19 protein-coding genes, 11 tRNA genes and 1 pseudogene are annotated in these 17,787 nt (G+C 36.7%); 24 read left to right on the forward strand and 7 right to left on the reverse strand.

All coding sequences use genetic code 11. The annotated features are described in order from the left end of the window. Positions 1 to 304: 304 nt before the first annotated feature. From KKI21_00660 to KKI21_00770, 23 genes and pseudogenes are all read left to right on the forward strand, one after another. Entirely contained in the window at positions 305 to 592 is a 288-nt protein-coding gene (locus tag KKI21_00660; protein MBU4284738.1) for a hypothetical protein, read from the forward strand. A 167-nt stretch (positions 593 to 759) separates the two neighbouring features. Beyond that, positions 760 to 984, forward strand: a pseudogene (locus tag KKI21_00665) (DUF5320 domain-containing protein). Between the two features lie 65 nt (positions 985 to 1,049). Then, positions 1,050 to 1,328 (forward strand): DUF134 domain-containing protein, encoded by a 279-nt coding sequence (locus tag KKI21_00670; protein ID MBU4284739.1) that lies wholly within the window; start codon positions 1,050 to 1,052, stop codon positions 1,326 to 1,328. Positions 1,329 to 1,436: 108 nt separating this feature from the next. Then, positions 1,437 to 2,642 carry a glycosyltransferase gene (locus tag KKI21_00675; protein ID MBU4284740.1) on the forward strand — a complete coding sequence of 402 codons (1,206 nt, stop codon included), beginning with the start codon at positions 1,437 to 1,439 and terminating at the stop codon, positions 2,640 to 2,642. A gap of 130 nt (positions 2,643 to 2,772) precedes the next feature. Next, a complete protein-coding gene (locus KKI21_00680; GenBank protein ID MBU4284741.1) occupies positions 2,773 to 4,020 on the forward strand; it encodes an NAD(P)/FAD-dependent oxidoreductase in 1,248 nt (415 codons plus the stop codon). A gap of 49 nt (positions 4,021 to 4,069) precedes the next feature. Next, on the forward strand, positions 4,070 to 4,639 hold the full coding sequence (locus tag KKI21_00685; protein MBU4284742.1) for an elongation factor P: 570 nt from the start codon (positions 4,070 to 4,072) through the stop codon (positions 4,637 to 4,639). 14 nt (positions 4,640 to 4,653) lie between these two features. After that, positions 4,654 to 6,099 carry an AmmeMemoRadiSam system protein B gene (amrB, locus tag KKI21_00690; protein MBU4284743.1) on the forward strand — a complete coding sequence of 482 codons (1,446 nt, stop codon included), beginning with the start codon at positions 4,654 to 4,656 and terminating at the stop codon, positions 6,097 to 6,099. A gap of 32 nt (positions 6,100 to 6,131) precedes the next feature. Next, entirely contained in the window at positions 6,132 to 6,617 is a 486-nt protein-coding gene (locus KKI21_00695; GenBank protein ID MBU4284744.1) for a hypothetical protein, read from the forward strand. A 99-nt stretch (positions 6,618 to 6,716) separates the two neighbouring features. Beyond that, positions 6,717 to 6,932 carry a ferredoxin gene (locus KKI21_00700; protein ID MBU4284745.1) on the forward strand — a complete coding sequence of 72 codons (216 nt, stop codon included), beginning with the start codon at positions 6,717 to 6,719 and terminating at the stop codon, positions 6,930 to 6,932. Positions 6,933 to 7,027: 95 nt separating this feature from the next. Beyond that, positions 7,028 to 7,099 (forward strand) — tRNA-Arg (locus KKI21_00705). A 44-nt stretch (positions 7,100 to 7,143) separates the two neighbouring features. Next, complete coding sequence (locus KKI21_00710) at positions 7,144 to 7,827, forward strand: hypothetical protein (protein ID MBU4284746.1); 684 nt, start codon at positions 7,144 to 7,146, stop codon at positions 7,825 to 7,827. After that, positions 7,818 to 7,891, forward strand: a tRNA-Ala gene (locus KKI21_00715). Before KKI21_00710 ends, KKI21_00715 begins: the two co-directional genes overlap by 10 nt. Before the next feature lie 2 nt (positions 7,892 to 7,893). Next, positions 7,894 to 9,195, forward strand: coding sequence for a UDP-N-acetylglucosamine 1-carboxyvinyltransferase (gene murA, locus KKI21_00720; GenBank protein ID MBU4284747.1), 1,302 nt, complete (start codon positions 7,894 to 7,896; stop codon positions 9,193 to 9,195). 3 nt (positions 9,196 to 9,198) lie between these two features. Continuing rightward, positions 9,199 to 9,285: transfer RNA gene (locus KKI21_00725), tRNA-Ser, on the forward strand. Positions 9,286 to 9,298: 13 nt separating this feature from the next. Next, positions 9,299 to 9,763: a DUF4446 family protein gene (locus KKI21_00730; GenBank protein MBU4284748.1), complete on the forward strand. Its 465-nt coding sequence runs from the start codon at positions 9,299 to 9,301 to the stop codon at positions 9,761 to 9,763. Beyond that, positions 9,760 to 11,271, forward strand: a complete 1,512-nt coding sequence (gene infB, locus KKI21_00735; protein ID MBU4284749.1) for a translation initiation factor IF-2 — start codon at positions 9,760 to 9,762, stop codon at positions 11,269 to 11,271. Before KKI21_00730 ends, infB begins: the two co-directional genes overlap by 4 nt. After that, positions 11,268 to 11,600 carry a 30S ribosome-binding factor RbfA gene (gene rbfA, locus KKI21_00740; protein ID MBU4284750.1) on the forward strand — a complete coding sequence of 111 codons (333 nt, stop codon included), beginning with the start codon at positions 11,268 to 11,270 and terminating at the stop codon, positions 11,598 to 11,600. Before infB ends, rbfA begins: the two co-directional genes overlap by 4 nt. A 4-nt stretch (positions 11,601 to 11,604) precedes the next feature. Next, positions 11,605 to 11,686: transfer RNA gene (locus tag KKI21_00745), tRNA-Leu, on the forward strand. 8 nt (positions 11,687 to 11,694) lie between these two features. Continuing rightward, a tRNA-Val gene (locus tag KKI21_00750) sits at positions 11,695 to 11,765 on the forward strand. A gap of 29 nt (positions 11,766 to 11,794) precedes the next feature. Continuing rightward, positions 11,795 to 11,866, forward strand: a tRNA-Cys gene (locus tag KKI21_00755). Positions 11,867 to 11,905: 39 nt separating this feature from the next. Continuing rightward, a tRNA-Phe gene (locus KKI21_00760) sits at positions 11,906 to 11,977 on the forward strand. A 100-nt stretch (positions 11,978 to 12,077) separates the two neighbouring features. After that, positions 12,078 to 12,734 carry a hypothetical protein gene (locus KKI21_00765; GenBank protein MBU4284751.1) on the forward strand — a complete coding sequence of 219 codons (657 nt, stop codon included), beginning with the start codon at positions 12,078 to 12,080 and terminating at the stop codon, positions 12,732 to 12,734. 6 nt (positions 12,735 to 12,740) lie between these two features. Beyond that, a tRNA-Gly gene (locus KKI21_00770) sits at positions 12,741 to 12,815 on the forward strand. A gap of 274 nt (positions 12,816 to 13,089) precedes the next feature. On the opposite strand, the gene KKI21_00775 is transcribed toward KKI21_00770, so the two are convergent. Beyond that, the gene (locus KKI21_00775) at positions 13,090 to 13,353 is read right to left on the reverse strand and encodes a hypothetical protein (protein MBU4284752.1); all 264 of its coding nucleotides are present in this window, start codon (positions 13,351 to 13,353) and stop codon (positions 13,090 to 13,092) included. A 177-nt stretch (positions 13,354 to 13,530) separates the two neighbouring features. On the opposite strand from KKI21_00775, the gene KKI21_00780 reads away from it, so the two are divergent. Continuing rightward, complete coding sequence (locus KKI21_00780; protein ID MBU4284753.1) at positions 13,531 to 14,418, forward strand: DDE-type integrase/transposase/recombinase; 888 nt, start codon at positions 13,531 to 13,533, stop codon at positions 14,416 to 14,418. A gap of 214 nt (positions 14,419 to 14,632) precedes the next feature. Here the strand turns inward: KKI21_00780 and KKI21_00785 are convergent. From KKI21_00785 to ftsH, 6 genes are all read right to left on the reverse strand, one after another. Further along, positions 14,633 to 14,719 (reverse strand) — tRNA-Leu (locus KKI21_00785). A 4-nt stretch (positions 14,720 to 14,723) separates the two neighbouring features. Then, positions 14,724 to 15,086: a 50S ribosomal protein L19 gene (rplS, locus tag KKI21_00790; GenBank protein MBU4284754.1), complete on the reverse strand. Its 363-nt coding sequence runs from the start codon at positions 15,084 to 15,086 to the stop codon at positions 14,724 to 14,726. Beyond that, positions 15,083 to 15,733: an RluA family pseudouridine synthase gene (locus tag KKI21_00795; GenBank protein ID MBU4284755.1), complete on the reverse strand. Its 651-nt coding sequence runs from the start codon at positions 15,731 to 15,733 to the stop codon at positions 15,083 to 15,085. Before KKI21_00795 ends, rplS begins: the two co-directional genes overlap by 4 nt. A gap of 1 nt (position 15,734) precedes the next feature. After that, a tRNA-Val gene (locus KKI21_00800) sits at positions 15,735 to 15,806 on the reverse strand. Positions 15,807 to 15,816: 10 nt separating this feature from the next. Then, positions 15,817 to 15,890, reverse strand: a tRNA-Ile gene (locus KKI21_00805). Positions 15,891 to 15,896: 6 nt separating this feature from the next. Beyond that, positions 15,897 to 17,711 carry an ATP-dependent zinc metalloprotease FtsH gene (gene ftsH, locus KKI21_00810; GenBank protein ID MBU4284756.1) on the reverse strand — a complete coding sequence of 605 codons (1,815 nt, stop codon included), beginning with the start codon at positions 17,709 to 17,711 and terminating at the stop codon, positions 15,897 to 15,899. Between the last annotated feature and the right edge of the window lie 76 nt (positions 17,712 to 17,787).

A 17,787-nucleotide genomic window follows, 5' to 3' on the forward strand; every position in this document is an offset into this window, starting at 1 on the left:
ACCGTTGTTTCTTTTTTTTGTGCATTGATGTTTGGCCCATTTTTCTTTCTCATCTTGTGGTTGTTAAGAAGGAGGAGTCGTTTCGAGTGATTTAGTGCGGGGCAAATGCCATAGACCAGTCCGTTAATCTGGTCTTTTTTTATTTCTAACTCATCAAACAGGTTCTAACAGCGTCCCCACCTAAACTTATCACTCGCCTTTTGGGAACTATTCGTTCACGGCTCGTGTTGCGTAAATCGGTGGGCAGGCACTTGCCGACCCCAAAAACTTGACACTAAGTTTATAGAGAATATAATTAAAACATATGTTAGATGATAAAGATATACAGAAACTAAAAGAAGTATTGGCAACCAAAGAGGATTTGGCTGGATTAATTACATTAGAAGAATTTGATGAATTTAAGAAAGAATACAAGAATGATTTTTCTGGTCTTCAAGATTCTATTCAGGGCCTAATAGTTTCAATAGATAAATTAACTCAATCAATGAGTATTTATCATGACGAATATGTTGCTTTAACTGCCAAAGTTGATAAACACGAGAAATGGTTTCAGCAGGTCGCCGAGAAGCTTGGCTTAAAATTAAATTATTAGTTTCTTAAAATATTATATTTTTTTACAATATTGATTTCGTGTAAAATCGTCTTTCAATTAAGGCGATTTTTTGTTTACAGATAATGCCACTTGACAAGCGATTATTATGAATATATACTCATAATAGGAAAAGGTCGTTAAATGATTATTAATATAAAAACAAATATATGCCAAAATTAAATGGAACAGGTCCCAGGGGATTAGGTGCTGGTACTGGTCGAGGATTTGGTCTCTGTTGCCCCAGATCAGGACGAACGCTTAATACGGGATATGGTTTTAAGGGATACGCAAAACAAGACGAAAAATCTATTATAGAAGAAGATATAAAGATATTAAAAGAAGAACTGAAAGCAGCCGAAGAAGAATTAAAATCCTTAAAAGACCAGAAATAAAAGAAGCCCCGACATAATGTCGGGGCTCTCCCCATAATTTTAATAATATATTAAACTTAAAGTATATGACAAGACCGCGACTTTGCAGAAGAATAAGATTCAATCCGAAGGTGAGTTATTATAAGCCGCAAGGTGTTCCGATGCGGTTTTTGAAAGTAGTAGAATTAACCAGAGAAGAAGTAGAAGCACTAAGATTAAAAAATATCAAAGACTTAGATCAAATTGATGCGGCTAAACAAATGAATACTTCGCAAAGCACATTTCAGAGAATTCTATCATCGGCTTATAAAAAAATCAGTAAAGCCATAATAGAAGGCAAGGCGATTAAAATAATTAAAAATTAATTAAACAGGTTCTCCTACTTCGTTGAATGAGGGCATTCTCCGACACAGCGTAATTTTAAAAAGCCCGAGATTTTTTCTCGGGTTTTTTTGTGTTAAAATAGATAATATATGAAAAAGAATTTAGAAAAATACAAAAAGATTGTTGGAGAAGAAATCGTAGAGAAAATTTATAAAAAAGCAAAAAAACTTTTAAAGAAAAATATTGTTTGTATCAGCTCTACCAATCAAGAAGGAGGGGTGGCCGAAATACTTAATAGCATTATTTTTTTGTTCAATGAAATTGGCATAAAATTCGATTGGAGGATTATACACGGTACCCCTAATTTTTTTACAATTACTAAGAAATTTCACAACGCATTGCAAGGAGCTGATATTCATTTGTCTAAAGACAAAAAGAGGATATATTATGAGACAAATAGAAAGTTTTCAATGCTTAACCATTTAGATCATGATTTGGTTATGGTTCACGATCCCCAGCCCCTGCCCCTAATCGATTTTTATAAGAAAAAGCAACCATGGATTTTTAGGTGTCATGTTGATTTATCGAATCCTAATCTGGAGGTCTGGAACTATCTAAAGCATTTTATTAAAAAATACGATGAATTAGTAATATCTACAGAGGAATATAAAAAGAACTTGTCTATTCCTCAAACCGTAATTCATCCTGCCATAGACCCATTATCTCAAAAGAATCGCCAGGTGCAGAAAAAAACCATTAAAAAATACTTATCCAAAAATGGCATAGATTTTAAAAAACCAATAATTTCTCAAATTTCCAGATATGACAAATGGAAAGATATGGAGGGAGTTATTAAGATTTTTGAAAGGGTAAAAAAAGAGATTGATTGTCAACTTGTGTTGTTGGGGAATATAGCCCCTGATGATCCTGAAGGCATTGATATTTATACCGAAATAGTAAGAAAATTTGGCAACCGTAAAGATATTAAAATTTTGGTAAATGTAAGTGCCAACGATTTAGTGGTTAATTGTTTACAAAGAAAGTCAGCAGTAATTATTCAGAAATCTTTGAAAGAGGGATTTGCTTTGACTGTTTCAGAGGCACTATACAAAGAAACTCCAGTTGTGGCTTCTAGTGTTGGGGGAATTCCCTTGCAGATAATTCACGGAGAAAATGGTTTCTTACACGAGCCGAACGATATTAACGGATTCGCTGAAAGCATAGTAACGCTTTTAAAAGATGATAAACTAAGAAAGAAAATGGGAAAAAGTGGAAGAGAACACATAAAAAAGAATTTTTTGATTACTCGATTAATGTTGGACTGGCTTGATTTGTTTGAGAAATATTTATGTTAAATCCGAACAGGTTCTCCTAGTAATTTTAAAAATCGTCTTTTAATTAAGGCGGTTTTTTGTTTACACTGTTTATTCTGAATGTAATTGAGGAAAGTCTACTCAAGTGGTAAAATGAAAATATATAAGAATTATGGAATATGACGTAGCAGTAATTGGCGGAGGGCCTACGGGAATGATTTCTGCGGGGAGAGCTGGCGAATTGGGGGCCAGTGTTATTTTAATTGAAAAAAATAAGAATCTCGGAAGAAAGCTTTTGATTACAGGTAAAGGGCGATGCAATATTACAAACAAAGAAAATAATCCAAGAGAATTTATAAATAAATTCGGAAAAAACGGGAAATTTCTTTTTTCGTCTTTTTCCATATTTGGGATTCAAGAAACGATAAATTTTTTCGAAAAACTTAACTTAAAAACAAAAATCGAAAGAGGAAGAAGAGTTTTTCCCGTAAGCGATAAATCACAAGATGTACTTGAAGCGCTGATTGGTTATCTAAAAAAATCGAATGTAAAAATAAAATTAAATTCAGAGGTGAAAGAAATAATAAAAAAAGACAATAAAATTGAAAAAATTATTCTTACAAACAACGAGGAGATAATAGCAAGCAAGTTTATAATTTCTACAGGAGGAAAATCATATCCCGGAACTGGTTCTACGGGAGACGGATATAAATGGGCCAAAAAATTAGGGCATATAGTTACGAATCTTTCGTCGTCGCTTGTACCAATTATCGTAAAAGAAAAAATAGTAAAAGAATTAGAAGGATTGAGCTTAAAAAACGTCGAAATAAGCGTCTATGAAGAGAATAAAAAAATCGATTCAAGATTTGGTGAAGCAATATTTACAGCAGATGGAATGAGCGGACCAATTATTATTGATATGAGTAAAAAAATTGGACAGGAATTACCCAAAAACATTAAAATTAAGATAGATTTCAAGCCAGCATTAGATTTTTCAAAACTTGACCAGAGGATTCGGGAAGATTTTAGTAAGGACTCTAAAAAAATGTTTAAAAACAGTCTTAATGATTTATTACCACAAAAACTTATCCCCGTTATCGTAAAACTGTCCAAAATTAATCCAAATAAAAAATCCAGTTCTATTACTAGAGAAGAAAGAAAAAAATTACTATATCTTTTAAAAAAGTTCACCCTAGAGGTAAAATCCTTGGCTGTTCATGAAAAAGCAATTATCACTTCTGGCGGAATTGAATTAAGCGAAGTTGATCAAAAGACCATGAAATCAAAATTAATAGATAATTTATATTTTGCAGGGGAGATACTTGACGTTGATGGTCCAACTGGCGGATATAATTTACAGGTTTGCTGGACAACGGGATATATCGCAGGAGAAAACACTGCTCCAGTTGCCCGCCCTTGATTTTTTCAAGGGTTTTTGATAAATTAGTATTATCTATGTAATATAAAATATGATTAATTATAATAATTTAAAGCCGGGGACGATTTTTATTTTAGACGGACAGCCGTATCAGGTGCTTGAGTTTAATTTTCTGCGCATGCAGCAAAGAAAACCGGTTGCCCAGACCAAAATCAAGAATTTGATTTCCAACAAGATTATCAGCCGCAATTTCCAGCCCAGCGAAACTTTTGAAGAAGCGGAGGTTGTTTATAGGCAGGTAAAATTTCTCTATAACCATAAAGATAAGTTTGTTTTTTGCGAAATAAACGACCCGTCAAAAAGATTTGAATTAGGGCAAGAACAAATCGGCGATATAAAGCTATATTTAAAACCGAACAGTTCTATCGATGTGATGGAATTTAATGATAAAATCATTAATATTAACCTGCCGATTAAAATGGATTTTAAGGTTATTGAAGCCCCTCCAAGCATTAAGGGCAATACAGCGCAAGGCGGGGTAAAAGCAGTAAAAATAGAAACTGGCACAATGCTCAATGTACCGTTATTTGTTGAATCCGGAGATGTTGTTAGGATAAATACTGAAACAGGAGATTATGTGGAGAGAGTTGATAAAGGATAAGTTGTTATAAAAATATGGCGCAAAAAAATAACGAACAATCTTTTCAACAAAATTCAAGGCAAGTGAGAGAGCCGGCTGTAGCTGGTTCTTTTTATCCCGATAATAAGGCTGAATTGAAATCAATGGTTGATGAATATTTAAATAAAGCAGAATTGCTAGAGATAAACGGAAGCATCAAAGCCCTAATTGTGCCTCATGCTGGATACGAATATTCCGGACAAATCGCGGCTTATGGCTTTAAAACATTAGTTGGTAAGCCCATTAAACGCGTGATTTTAATTGGCAATAGTCATCAGGAATATTTTGACGGCGTTTCTGTTTGGAATGCTGGTAATTTTAAAACTCCTTTGGGTGAAATTGCAATAGATGAAGATTTTGCAGACAAATTAATTAATTCAAATCCTAAAATAATTTTTAAGGAGAGCGCGCATTTAAAGGAACATTCCCTGGAAGTCCAATTGCCATTCTTGCAAAGAATTCTGCCATGTTCGGATTGGAAAATCGTGCCGATTATTTTAGGAAACCAGGGAGGTATTGATATTTTAATTGATGCTCTGAGAAATTTAATTAATGATAATACCCTACTTATTGCTAGTTCTGATTTATCGCATTATCCGAATTACAAAGATGCGCAATATTCTGATAATAAAGTCATACAAGCAATTTTATCCGGCAAAAGAGAGAATTTGCAAAAAATAATTTCTGATTTAGAAAAACAAGGAATCCCAGATTTACAAACCTGTGCCTGTGGACAGGGTGCAATTGAAGTAGTGATGGGATTAACAGGTGGTTCTGATGTGAGATTGTTAAAATCCGCGAATTCCGGAGATTTATCTCGACCTGAAAGGGCGGACAAAAACAGGGTAGTTGGTTACATGAGTATCGCATTTATTGATAATGACTCTAAATTAAACGAAGCAGAGCAGAAAATTTTGCTCAATCTTGCCAAGCAAACTGTGGAAAACTATGTCCAGACCAATAAAATTATTGAAATCAAAGAGACCAATGCGAATTTAAACAAACACCAGGGCGCATTTGTGACCATAAAAAAACACGGGGACTTACGGGGATGTATTGGAGAGTTTAAGGCGGATGAACCGCTTTATCAGGTAGTAATAGACATGGCAATAGCAACAGCAACTCAGGATCCGCGTTTTAATCCGATTTCAGAAGATGAATTAGATGATTTAGAATATGAGATTTCAGTTTTAAGCCCTTTACGAAAAGTAAATTCCTGGAAAGAAATCGAAATCAACAAACATGGAGTTGAGATAAAACAGGGAATGCGCAGAGGAGTATTTCTGCCTCAGGTCGCGACAGAGAATAATTGGGATTTGAATACCTTTATGAGTGTTTTATGCACTCAAAAAGCCGGTTTGTCAGCTGATTGCTGGAAAAATCCAAAAACAGAGATTTATGTATTTACAGCACAAGTTTTCCCCATTGACAAACAGGAATAAATATGATATATTTATAATATAGGAGGTGTACCTTGTTAAATCAAGCCTACGCTTTCCAGTCAGGAAAGCGTCAGGGCAAAGCCATGGAATTAATGATGTTCGATGATTACGGGTTTTTGCTTTGGTACATCCATAAGCTGAATTCCGAAACACGAACATGGAAGAACGCAGCGCATCTGCATCTGGAAGAACTTCTTCAAAAAGGAGAAAATCGCCAGCCCAAGATGTTTTGTCCCCAGTGTCATAAGAAACCTGTGGAATTCTTCTCTCTGCTTTCCAAGTACGAGGGATTCTCAATCGGGTCGTATTACACCTGTTGCGGGGACAAAGCGTGCAAACAGATGCTATGCGAAATGGCGGCTGGAAACGACATTGAATTTCTCCATTTTAAGTTCTCTGTGCTGAGAATATTTTATTCAAAATCAGACAAGCGGAGAGTCGCAAATTTATTTAAGAAGGTTTTCGAGTTGCCAGGTCCTCTAACCCGTCAGTTCGCACTCGATTTTTTCAATGAATAGTAATAAAACATGGCAATGCCCTTGGGCTCCGAAACATCGGAGCCCAATTTTTTTATAAACAATTTGCTATTGATTTTTTTTATGCTACAATAAAGCCCTATGACAAAAGTAATTCATCAAAGAGATAAATGCATTGGCTGCGGAACCTGCGTGGCAGTATGTCCGGCTTTTTGGCATATGGGCGATGATGGAAAAGCCAGTTTAAAGGATGCTAAGGACACTGGAGAAGGAAGGTTTGAATGCGAACGCGAAGATTGCGGATGCTGCAAAGAAGCAGCTGCTTCCTGCCCAGTGCAGATTATCACCGTAGAATAAAAAAGAACCATTTATGGTCTTTACCCCCAACACCATATCCGCGGTGTGGGGGTTTAAATTTTAATAAAAGTGTGTTAGGATAATGACTATATTGAGCCCTTGTAGCTCAACGGATAGAGCAATTCCGTCCTAAGGAAGAGATAGGGGTTCAATTCCTCTCAAGGGCATTATATATCTTGCACATTGACAATCTTTGGAGTACAATAGAATTATGAGACATAATATTAACATAAAAGAAACCGTAAAAAGGTTGCGATCCAGAGGGAAGACATATTCCGAGATATTAAAAAAGATTGGATGTATTATCCCTAAAAGTACATTATCAGATTGGTGTAATAATGTTAAATTACCGAAATGGTATTTAGTTAAGATTAATAATCTTAATAATAGAAACCTTGGTAATGCCCAGAAAATGGCTTGGGCATCTAATAAACTTAAAAGAGAAAGATTTTTAAATGAATTGTTGAGTAAAAATAAATATCTTGTTCAAAAACTCAAAGACAAAGATGTTCAAAAATTAATTTTATCCGTGCTTCATGCTGCGGAAGGATCAAAATGGAAATCCCACCGGGGATTGCTACTTGGTAATTCTGACCCAGATATTATTAAATTATATATATGTTTATTGGGTTCTTGCTATAACATAAGGCCGGAAAAATTAAAGTGTAGGATTAGTTATAGGGCAGACCAAGATATAAATTTTTTACAAAGATATTGGTCGCGCGTTACTTGTATACCTATAAAAAATTTTTACAAAACAAAACCAGATCCCCGTACAATAGGAAAACCCACAAAGAATAAAAATTATAAAGGAGTGTGCGTGGTTTCTTGCAGTGGTACACATATCCAATTAGAACTAGAAGCAATTCCAAAATTAATTCTAAAGGGGATATAGCTCAGTTGGTTAGAGCGTCTGCGTGGCACGCAGAAGGCCGCCGGTTCAAATCCGGCTATCTCCATTATGTCGGAAAATCAACAATTCATTATTGAAGGCGGATATTCTTTGAAGGGAAGAATTCGTTTGAGCGGTGCGAAAAATGCGTCAACCAAGATGTTGATTGCCAGTTTATTGACTGACGAAGAATGCGTTTTTGAAAATTGCCCTGATTTGAATGATGTGCGCATAACTGCTGAAATTTGCGAAATGATAGGCAGTAAAATCGAAAGGAAGGAAGGAATTTTAAAAATTAAAACCGCGGAAATTATCAATCATCGGGTTAAAGAATTAAACAGGAAAAACCGCATTTCGATTTTAGCGCTATCGCCATTACTGCATCGTTTTGGGAAAGCCGAAGTGCCGATTGTGGGCGGAGATAAAATCGGCCCACGGCCGGTAAATTTTCACATTAATGCTTTGAAAGAAATGGGCGCGGAAATAGAAGAAATAGGAGATAGCTATGTGGCAAAAACGAATGGATTAAAAGGTGTTAATGTTGAACTTCCGTATCCGAGCGTGGGCGCAACTGAAAATATAATTTTGGCAGCAGTTCTGGCAAAAGGCAGGACAAAAATTTTCAATGCTGCTGTTGAGCCGGAAATTATTGATTTGATAAAGCTGTTACAGAAAATGGGAGCGATTATAGAATTGGGGACAGACAGAAAAATCTGCATTGAAGGCGTTGAAAGGCTTCATGGCGCAAATCATTATATTATGCCTGACAGGAACGAAGCTGTTTCTTTCGCAATTATGGCAATTGCAACCAATGGCGATATTTTTATCGAAGAAGCGCAACAGGAAGTTCTAATCACTTTTTTAAATACAATCAAGAAAATCGGGGCAGAGTTTAAAGTTGAGAAAAATGGGATTAGATTTTTCAGGGACGGAGATTTAAAGCCGATTGAACTGGAAACTGATACTCATCCCGGTTATATGACTGATTGGCAGCAGCCCTTAGTTGTTCTCTTAACCCAAGCGAACGGGATTTCTGTGATTCACGAAACAGTTTACGAAGATAGATTTGGCTATACTGACGAATTGCGCAAAATGGGCGCGGAAATTACGGTGTTTTCAAAATGTTTGGGGGAAATTCCCTGCCGTTTTAACGGCAAAAATCATCCGCACAGCGCAGTAATCAAAGGATCGACTCCGCTTAAAGGAATTGAAATGCAAATTTGTGATATTCGCGCAGGATGCGCGCACGTGATTGCTTCGTTAATTGCATCCGGCCAGTCGAAAATTTCCGGCATTGAACATCTGGACCGCGGATACGAAAACTTTGAAAAAAAAATATTGAGTTTAGGAGCGAAAGTAAAAAGAATTTAACTTGGAGAGGTGCCGGAGCGGTTGAACGGGTCGCTCTCGAAAAGCGATATATCCGAAAGGGTATCGTGAGTTCGAATCTCACCCTCTCCGTCCTTAAAAATTTATGGCACAATTTTTAAACAACAATTTAATTTTAATCGTAGCTGTTTTGACAGTTATTGATATTGTTTTGATTTTTCTGTTTTTAAGAACCAGGAAGAAAATTAAGATTTTTATGAAAGGCGCGAAGGTGGCGGATATTGAGGAAGTGGTAATGGAACAGAATAAAATTATTAAAGAAGTGAAAAATGACATTAAGAAACTTCACGACCATAGTAAAGAACTTCAAAAAATCTGCGATATTTCAATTACTAAAGTTGGCGTGGTCAGATTTAATCCGTTTAAAGATGTAGGTGGGGACCAGAGTTTTGCTATTGCGCTATTAGACAGCAATGATGACGGAATAGTTATATCTTCACTCTACACCCGCGAAGGAACAAGAGTTTATACTAAGCCGATAAAAATAGGAAAGTCGACTTACAACTTATCTGATGAAGAACAAGAGGCAATTAAGAAAGCAATAAAATGACAAAAAATAAAGACAATCAAAATTTTATGGTTAGACCACCTGTTGTGGTCGTTTTAGGCCACGTTGACCATGGCAAAACCACTCTATTAGATACAATCAGGAAGACTAATATTGTTACTAAAGAATCTGGTGGGATTACTCAGCATATCGGCGCCTACCAGATTGAATACAAAGGTAAACTAATTACTTTTATTGATACTCCTGGGCACGAGGCATTTTGCCAAATGCGTTCAAGGGGCGCGAAAACAGCTGACATCGCAATTTTGGTTGTTGCTGGCGAAGAAGGAGTAAGGCCGCAGACAAAAGAGGTTATTGACTGCATTAAAAAAGAAGAATTGCCGACAATTGTGGTAGTGAATAAGATGGATAATCCGCTGGCTAATTTTGAAAAAACAATCGGCGAATTGGAAAAAGAAGGGTTGATGGTTGAACAGAGAGGTGGAAAAACTCCTGCAATAAAAGTTTCAGCTGTAACCGGAATAGGCATTGACGAGCTTCTGGAAATGATTATTTTACTGGCAGAGATGGAAGAAATAAAGGTTGATATTTTAAAGCCCGCAAGCGGGGTGGTTATTGAATCGTATATGGATTCAAGAAAAGGCGCTACTGCAACTTTTCTTGTATTGGAAGGAATTTTAGAAGTCGGGCAATGGGTTGTTTGCGGAAGCGCTTATGGGAAAGTAAAAAATTTAAATGATTTTAAAGGAGAAAAAATTGACAAAGCAGAACCAAGTACGCCGGCAATAGTTATTGGTTTGAATGAAGTGCCAGTTGTGGGAGACATGTTTGAGAAGGTTGAAAGCGAGGAAGCTGCTGTTGCTAAATTAAAAGAAAAATTCGTTAAAAGCTGGAGCGTGCCAGCGGGCCATCTCGATTCTGAAAGTGTTGATAAAGAGAAAGCAGTGAATGTAATTTTGAAAACCGATGTTCATGGTTCGCTTGAAGCAATTGGCGAAAGCTTGGCAAAATTAGAATTGGGAAATATCGGCCTAAAGATTTTAAAAGCTGATGTTGGCGATATTTCCGAAGCTGATGTTAAATTGGCTTATCCGGCTGATGCAGTAATCATCGGATTTAGGGTTAAAACTTCAAGCGATATTGAGAATATGGCGAAAAGAAGCGGAGTGAAAATCAGGAATTACGATATTATTTATGAATTATTTGAGGGGATTAAAAAAGAAGCCTCCAAATTATTGGAGCTGGAATCCAATAGGGAGGATTTAGGTAAATTAAAAGTCATTGCGATTTTCAGGAGGGAGAAAACGAGAATGATTGTCGGCGGAAAGGTTTCGGAGGGGAAAATCGTCAATAAAACCCATATCGATATTATGCGTAATGAGGAGAAAGTCGGCACTGGAAAAATAATCCAGCTCCAGCACAATAAACAAGATATGGCAGAGGTTGAAAAGGGAAGAGAAGCAGGAATTATGTTTGAAGGCAATGCCATAATTGAGGAAGGAGATGTTTTGGAGTGTTACCGAGTTGAAAGAAAGAAGAGAGAATTATGAAAAATAGAATTGACAGGGTGAATGAGTTAATAAAGAAAAAAATCGCAGAAATTATCTTTAAAGAGATACTTATTCAAAATGCTTTAATTACCGTGCAGAGTGTTGATACCTCAAAAGATTTGAAATATACTAGAATAAAAGTAAGCGTATTTCCATTCAAGTACTCAGAAGAAGCTTTGAAAATTTTAAAAAAACAATCACCCAATTTACAGAAAGTTTTAAATAGAGCAATCAAAATAAAATTTGTTCCAAGAATAAGATTTATATTAGATAGAACCGAAGAAAGAGCAGGCAGAATAGAGAGAATTTTGAGAAACTTAAAAAATTAAATACGGGCGAGTGGCGGAATGGTATACGCACAACACTTAAAATGTTGCGGGTTTTGCCCATGAGGGTTCGACTCCCTCCTCGCCCATTTTTAAAGGGCGATTAGTTCACTGGTAGAATGCTTCGTTTACATCGAAGAGAATGGGGTTCGATTCCCTAATCGCCCATTTAACGGGGCAAGCGCAGAATACGTTTCGGCCAGGTAGCCAAGCAGTAAGGCATTGGTCTGCAAAACCAATATACATGGGTGCAATTCCCATCCTGGCCTCATTGTAAAAATTAATATTTTTGATAGAATAAAAATTACGCCGAGGTAGCTCAGTGGTAGAGCACGCGACTGAAAATCGCGGTGTCGAGAGTTCGATCCTCTCCCTCGGCAAATAGGTAGTTAGTATTTTGTAGTTTGTATTTCAGTTCTTTTACAATTAGCACTATTGTGATATAATATAAATGTAATAATCAGTAGTTCGAATCGATTTATGAGAAAAGATAGATATTCTGCAATAAAACTTAGGAAGCAAAATAAAAGTTATAATCAAATTAGTCAAAAATTGGGAATTCCCAAAAGTACTTTAGTTTATTGGTTTGGCGACAAAAATTGGTCAAAGAACATCAAAAATAAACTAAATACAAGAAATATACTTTTATTCAAGACGAGATTGAAATTAATAAATAAAACCAGAATAGAAAAATGGGAAAAGTGGAGAGAAAGTTTTAGAATTGAGGCAAGAAAAGAATTTAAAAAACTTTTCAGAGATCCACTTTTTATTTCAGGAATTAATTTATATTGGGGCGAAGGAGATTCTGTTTTAAAAAACGGAAAAGTAAGATTATCTAATACCGATTATAGATTGATAAAAGTTTTTACTAAATTTTTAGTTAATATTATTGGTGTGCCGAAAGAAAAAATTAAATGTACATTGATTTTATATCCTGATTTAAAAGAAAAAAAGTGTAAATTGTTTTGGAGAAATATAATTAAGATTCCTTTATCGCAATTTTATAAAACACAATTTATAAAAGGGAAACATCCAACAAAAAGATTAGAAAATGGAATTTGCATGATTCAGGTTTTGAGTCGTGGGATTAAAGAGAAAATCATGGTTTGGACTGATCTATTATATAAAAATGTATAAATTAATGCGGGAGTAGTTCAGCAGCAGAACGCTTCCTTGCCAAGGAAGAGGTCGCGGGTGCGAATCCCGTCTCCCGCTCCAAATAAAAAATACGACTTCGGATGAAGCCGTATTTTTGTGCTGTATTCTTGAATTAGTCCGAACGCATTTTTCCGGAAAAATTCCCCCACGAAAATTCGGAAAGGCGGCGGAGCCGCACCGCTGACAATTTCAAGTTTTTCTTTGGTGGCAAATTGTTTTATGAAATTTTAGATTCAGAAATTAAAAATTAAAAAAAGTCCCAAGCAGAATTGGATTCCGCAAGGGACTTGAATGTGAGCAGATGTTGTCCGGCTCACTTCGGACTGATGTGGAGTTAGGGGTTTTCGTCGTATTCCCGACCTCCAATGGATTCATTCAGCATCTCGCGGCGGCGTTCCGCCTTTTGCCCTTCGCGGATTGCGCGCTGACGCCGACATTCGGGGGACGCCTCCCATCTTTCGTCGCTGTCTATCGCTTCCTCACGACGGATGGCGCGTCGCCCTTCAAGGGTAACCATGTTCTGTGCTATCTCGCTAATTTCTTCACCAGCGAGGGGCTCATAAATTCTCATTGTCTTTCCTCCTTTTTTGATTGTCATTGCTTTTTACCTCCTCTTAAAATTTTTTATTGTTCAAGGTGCAAAAATCGCACCATTTCAGCCAAAAACTATCATTTCTGAATTCTGTAAAGAGTATAGCATATAACAACACAGATGTCAATAGTCGCGTAATGGTTCAATAGCTTCTAACCACTTCTGGGGTTAAGATGTATGTATATGGCATATTCAAATAATCCCAATCTGCCCTCCGTCCGCATGGAGGCAGTTCGTTTAGTAAAGTCAGGCTGGTCAATCAGAAAGGCAGCCAAACACTTAGGATTCAGTCATTGCTCTGTAAGATTATGGCTGAAAAGGAAACCAGTCTATGGCTGGCATGGAAAATTGGTAATTCCAACTTTTTCGTCTCGGCCCAAGCATCACCCAAAACAATTAAAACCAGAAACTATCGATGCAATTGTTAAACAAAGGCAAAAACGAAATCGTTGCGCGGAGGTAGTCCATCGAGAATTGTTAAAACAAGGAATCATTGTCAGCTTATCCAGTGTCAAACGTACATTAAAACGACAAGGGTTAATCAGATATCGTAGTCCATGGAAACGTTGGCACTTCTCAGAAAGCCGTCCAGAAGCTGTTTTAGCTGGGGATTTGGTTCAAATAGATACAATACACTTCGTTATCGGAGACAAAAGATTTTATGTTTACACATTGTTGGATGTTGCATCCCGTTGGGCGTACGCTAAGACAAGCTTAAGGATTAACACCTGGAACAGTTTAAAATTTGTAAAAGAAGCATTAAAATATGCAGGATTTAATTTTAAAATGATACAATCTGATCATGGTTCTGAATTTTCTGTTTGGTTTACGGAACATTTAGGTAAACTCTCAATTTCGCACCGCCATATTCGTGTCAGAAAAAGCAACGACAACGGACACATTGAGAGATTTAATAGAACAATACAAGAAGAATGTTTGAATAAAGTTAACCGGAATCTAAAGTCATTTCAGAAAGCAATCAATGAATATTTACCTTATTACAATAATCAAAGATTGCATCTCGGAATTAATTATTTAACACCACTCGAGTGGTTAAAAGCTATTGGTTAGAAAACGTAGTCGTCCAATTTTTCAGAATTGGCTGAAACAAAAAAGAAATTCGCAGGAATTCCATTAAATACAAAAATGAAAAAATTTTCTTTTCCCAGAACGAAATCGTCAGCTGATTTTTTCGCCCAAAATTGAATACAATTTAATCGCCGAGTCCCGCCAGAAGCGGGATAAACTCCGCGAGGCGAACCAAAACCACTTGCAAATTCCTTACTGGTGCGCGGGAGAGGACTCGAACCTCCACGGGATAATTCCCACTAGCTCCTTAGGCTAGCCTGGCTACCAATTACAGCACCCGCGCGAGATTACACAGCAATCTCGGAACGCATCTTGGCTTTCTTGCCAGTTCTTTTTCTCATGTAATAGAGTTTGGCGCGCCTGACTTTCGAATGTTTTAAAACCTCAATTTTGACAATTGACGGGCAATGCAGAGGGAAGATTTTTTCCACTCCGACTCCCTCGGAAATTTTTCTTACTGTAAATGTCCCTTCCATTCCTTTGCCGTGTTTTTTGGCGATTACCAATCCTTCAAATGCCTGAGTTTTATCTCCGCCTGCTTTTGTTTTTTCTGCAAGTTTTACGTGAACGCAAACAATATCTCCGGATTTTATTTCCGGGACATCGGTTCTCAAACGTTTTTTAGTAAATGCATCTAATTTGTTTGTCATAGTTTTTTTAATATTTTACTTAGTTCTTCTGGTAATTCAGAATAAAACTCTTTTATTTCTCCGTCAAGCAGAGAAAGTTTTAAATATTTAGCATGTAGAAATTGGCGATTTAATCCCTTGATTATTTTTCGCCTTTTGAATTTATATTTTTCGTCGCCAGTAATCGGGTGGCCGATTGAAGCGAGATGGACCCTGATTTGGTGAGTGCGGCCGGTTTCAGGAGAAATTTCTAGTAAGGAATAATCAGGGAATTCTTTTATTACTTCATATCTGGTGATTGCTTCTCTTGTTTTTCCGATTGGCGCTGTTGTTTGCGAACCTCCTCTTTTTCTGGACTTGGAAATTGATTTAACGATTATGCCTTTTTTGTCTTTCAAAATTCCATGGACCAGGGCAAGATATTTTTTCTTAATTTCTCTGTTTAAAAATTGGTTTTTCAGAAATTCATACGCTTTTTCATTTTTCGCCGCAACTATTACGCCTGAAGTGTCCTGGTCTAAGCGATGCACCAATTGCGCCTTGGGGTATTTGGTTTTCAAAAAATCCAGTAAAGTATTTTTTTCATTTGTCACTGGATGAACCAATAATCCAGCTGGCTTATCTATTACAACTATATTATTATCCTCGTAAATAATCGGAATTTCCATATGGGCGCGAGAGGGATCGAACCTCTGATCTCTACAATGTCAATGTAGCGTTCTACCACTGAACTACGCGCCCGTTTCGTAAATGCGCATGCTTGGACTTGAACCAAGGACCCCGGCTTTATAAGAGCCGTGCTCTAACCAACTGAGCTACATGCGCAAGCCGTTATTTTGCCATGAGCGCTTCAAATTCTTTCTTTTCGATGGTTTCTTTTGTGATTAATTCTTTGGCAATCAGTGCGAGTTTTGACTTTTTGGCTTTTAATGTTTTGTCAGCAACATTTTCAGCATCGCGAATGAATTTCTTTACTTCTTCATCAATTTCCGAAGCTATTTTTTCCGAAAAATTCCTGCCTTCGGAAATTTCCCTTCCAAGAAATACCAATTCTTCGTGGCCCCCAAAACTCACTGGTCCCAGCTTTTCTGACATTCCATATTTAGTAACCAAATCCCTTGCTAATTCAGAAGCTATTTTCAAATCATTCGATGCGCCAGTAGTTAGTTCATTAAAAATTAATTTTTCAGCGCAATAACCACCCAACAATACTGCCAACTCATCCACAAATTCTGATTTACTTCTTAAATGTTTATCCTCTGATGGAAGTTTTAGGGTATACCCGGCTGCTCTGCCTCGGGAAATAATTGAGACCTTATGCACTGGGTCAGTATGCTTTAAGCTCGCATTAATCAGAGCGTGTCCTGCTTCATGATAAGCGGCAATCTCTTTTTCTTTTTTTGTCAGGATGTGGCTTTTTCTTTCTGGACCCAATAAAACCTTTTCAATTGAATTCGTTAAATCCAATTGTGTTATCGTTTTTTGATTTTTTCTGGCCGCAAGTATCGCAGCTTCATTAACCAAATTAGCGAGGTCTGCTCCGGAGAATCCAGGAGTTCTTTCTGCTAATTGTCTGATATTAACATTATCAGCCAGTTTTTTATTCTTTGCGTGGATTTTTAAAATATCTTCGCGTTCATTAATATCCGGCATATCCAAGATAACTCTGCGGTCAAATCTCCCTGGTCTTAACAAAGCAGGGTCCAGAATATCAGGCCGGTTAGTAGCTGCCATTACAATCAGATTTGTATTATTATCAAATCCATCCATTTCAACTAAAATCTGGTTCAATGTTTGCTCTCTTTCGTCATGTCCTCCGCCTAATCCTGCGCCTCTGTGCCTGCCAACAGCGTCAATTTCATCAATAAATACAATTGCCGGCGCATGTTTTTTTGCTGTTTGAAATAAATCCCTGACTCTTGAAGCGCCGACACCAACAAACATTTCTACGAATTCCGAACCGGAAATATGGAAAAAGGGGACATTGCTTTCGCCTGCTGTTGCTCTGGCCAATAAAGTTTTTCCGCATCCCGGAGGGCCCATTAAAAGCACTCCTCTTGGGATTCTGGCTCCGATATCAGTGAATTTCTTGGGAAATTTTAAAAACTCGACAATTTCTTTTAATTCTTCTTTTGCTTCCTCAATTCCAGCCACATCTTTAAAAGTGATCCTTTTGCCTTTTTCCGGTTCATTCATTTTAGCATTCGATTTACCAAAAGATAATGCCTGGGTTTGGCCTTTTTGCGCCTGGCGGAACATAATCCATATAAATATCCCAATTAGGAGAAATGGCAGAAGGAATGGTAAAAGATTTTCAATCCAATATATAATACCTGATTCATCTTTTATTTCAAGAGCAACCCCTTTTAATTTATTCGCATCAACTCCTAAGTTTTTCAAAGATTCGCTGAGTCCGGCTTCCCCTTCTTTTTGGCTTAATTTCTTGGTTTCATCTTTAAGTAGGATTTCCAATTTATTTGACTGGATGGTTATTTTCGCCACCCTGTCTTCATTAATTAAAGAAACCACCTGGTTCAGAGGAATTGTTTCTATTGAGGTGAATGAGGAATTATAGATAGTAAAAATCCCTGATATTATAAGTAGAACAAAAAATGCGATTAATAAATTTTTGATAAAAGTTTTCACCCCGTACTAGATTTTCGACATATTTATAATCATTTTTGCCGAAAATCAATTAATGTTTATTATTTTAATAATCTAT

It is taken from the genome of Patescibacteria group bacterium (genome assembly GCA_018897295.1).
Taxonomy (GTDB): domain Bacteria; phylum Patescibacteriota; class Minisyncoccia; order RBG-13-40-8-A; family RBG-13-40-8-A; genus JAHILA01.

Bases quoted from the DNA above. Each gene is read 5' to 3' on its own strand.
- KKI21_00730 (MBU4284748.1), top strand. From the start codon at position 9,299: ATGGCACAATTTTTAAACAACAATTTAATTTTAATCGTAGCTGTTTTG.
- KKI21_00660 (MBU4284738.1), top strand. From the start codon at position 305: ATGTTAGATGATAAAGATATACAGAAACTAAAAGAAGTATTGGCAACC.
- KKI21_00710 (MBU4284746.1), top strand. From the start codon at position 7,144: ATGAGACATAATATTAACATAAAAGAAACCGTAAAAAGGTTGCGATCC.
- infB (MBU4284749.1), top strand. From the start codon at position 9,760: ATGACAAAAAATAAAGACAATCAAAATTTTATGGTTAGACCACCTGTT.
- murA (MBU4284747.1), top strand. From the start codon at position 7,894: ATGTCGGAAAATCAACAATTCATTATTGAAGGCGGATATTCTTTGAAG.
- KKI21_00775 (MBU4284752.1), bottom strand. From the start codon at position 13,353: ATGACAATCAAAAAAGGAGGAAAGACAATGAGAATTTATGAGCCCCTC.
- KKI21_00680 (MBU4284741.1), top strand. From the start codon at position 2,773: ATGGAATATGACGTAGCAGTAATTGGCGGAGGGCCTACGGGAATGATT.
- KKI21_00795 (MBU4284755.1), bottom strand. From the start codon at position 15,733: ATGGAAATTCCGATTATTTACGAGGATAATAATATAGTTGTAATAGAT.
- KKI21_00675 (MBU4284740.1), top strand. From the start codon at position 1,437: ATGAAAAAGAATTTAGAAAAATACAAAAAGATTGTTGGAGAAGAAATC.
- KKI21_00670 (MBU4284739.1), top strand. From the start codon at position 1,050: ATGACAAGACCGCGACTTTGCAGAAGAATAAGATTCAATCCGAAGGTG.
- rbfA (MBU4284750.1), top strand. From the start codon at position 11,268: ATGAAAAATAGAATTGACAGGGTGAATGAGTTAATAAAGAAAAAAATC.
- KKI21_00685 (MBU4284742.1), top strand. From the start codon at position 4,070: ATGATTAATTATAATAATTTAAAGCCGGGGACGATTTTTATTTTAGAC.
- KKI21_00780 (MBU4284753.1), top strand. From the start codon at position 13,531: ATGGCATATTCAAATAATCCCAATCTGCCCTCCGTCCGCATGGAGGCA.
- KKI21_00765 (MBU4284751.1), top strand. From the start codon at position 12,078: ATGAGAAAAGATAGATATTCTGCAATAAAACTTAGGAAGCAAAATAAA.
- amrB (MBU4284743.1), top strand. From the start codon at position 4,654: ATGGCGCAAAAAAATAACGAACAATCTTTTCAACAAAATTCAAGGCAA.
- KKI21_00700 (MBU4284745.1), top strand. From the start codon at position 6,717: ATGACAAAAGTAATTCATCAAAGAGATAAATGCATTGGCTGCGGAACC.
- rplS (MBU4284754.1), bottom strand. From the start codon at position 15,086: ATGACAAACAAATTAGATGCATTTACTAAAAAACGTTTGAGAACCGAT.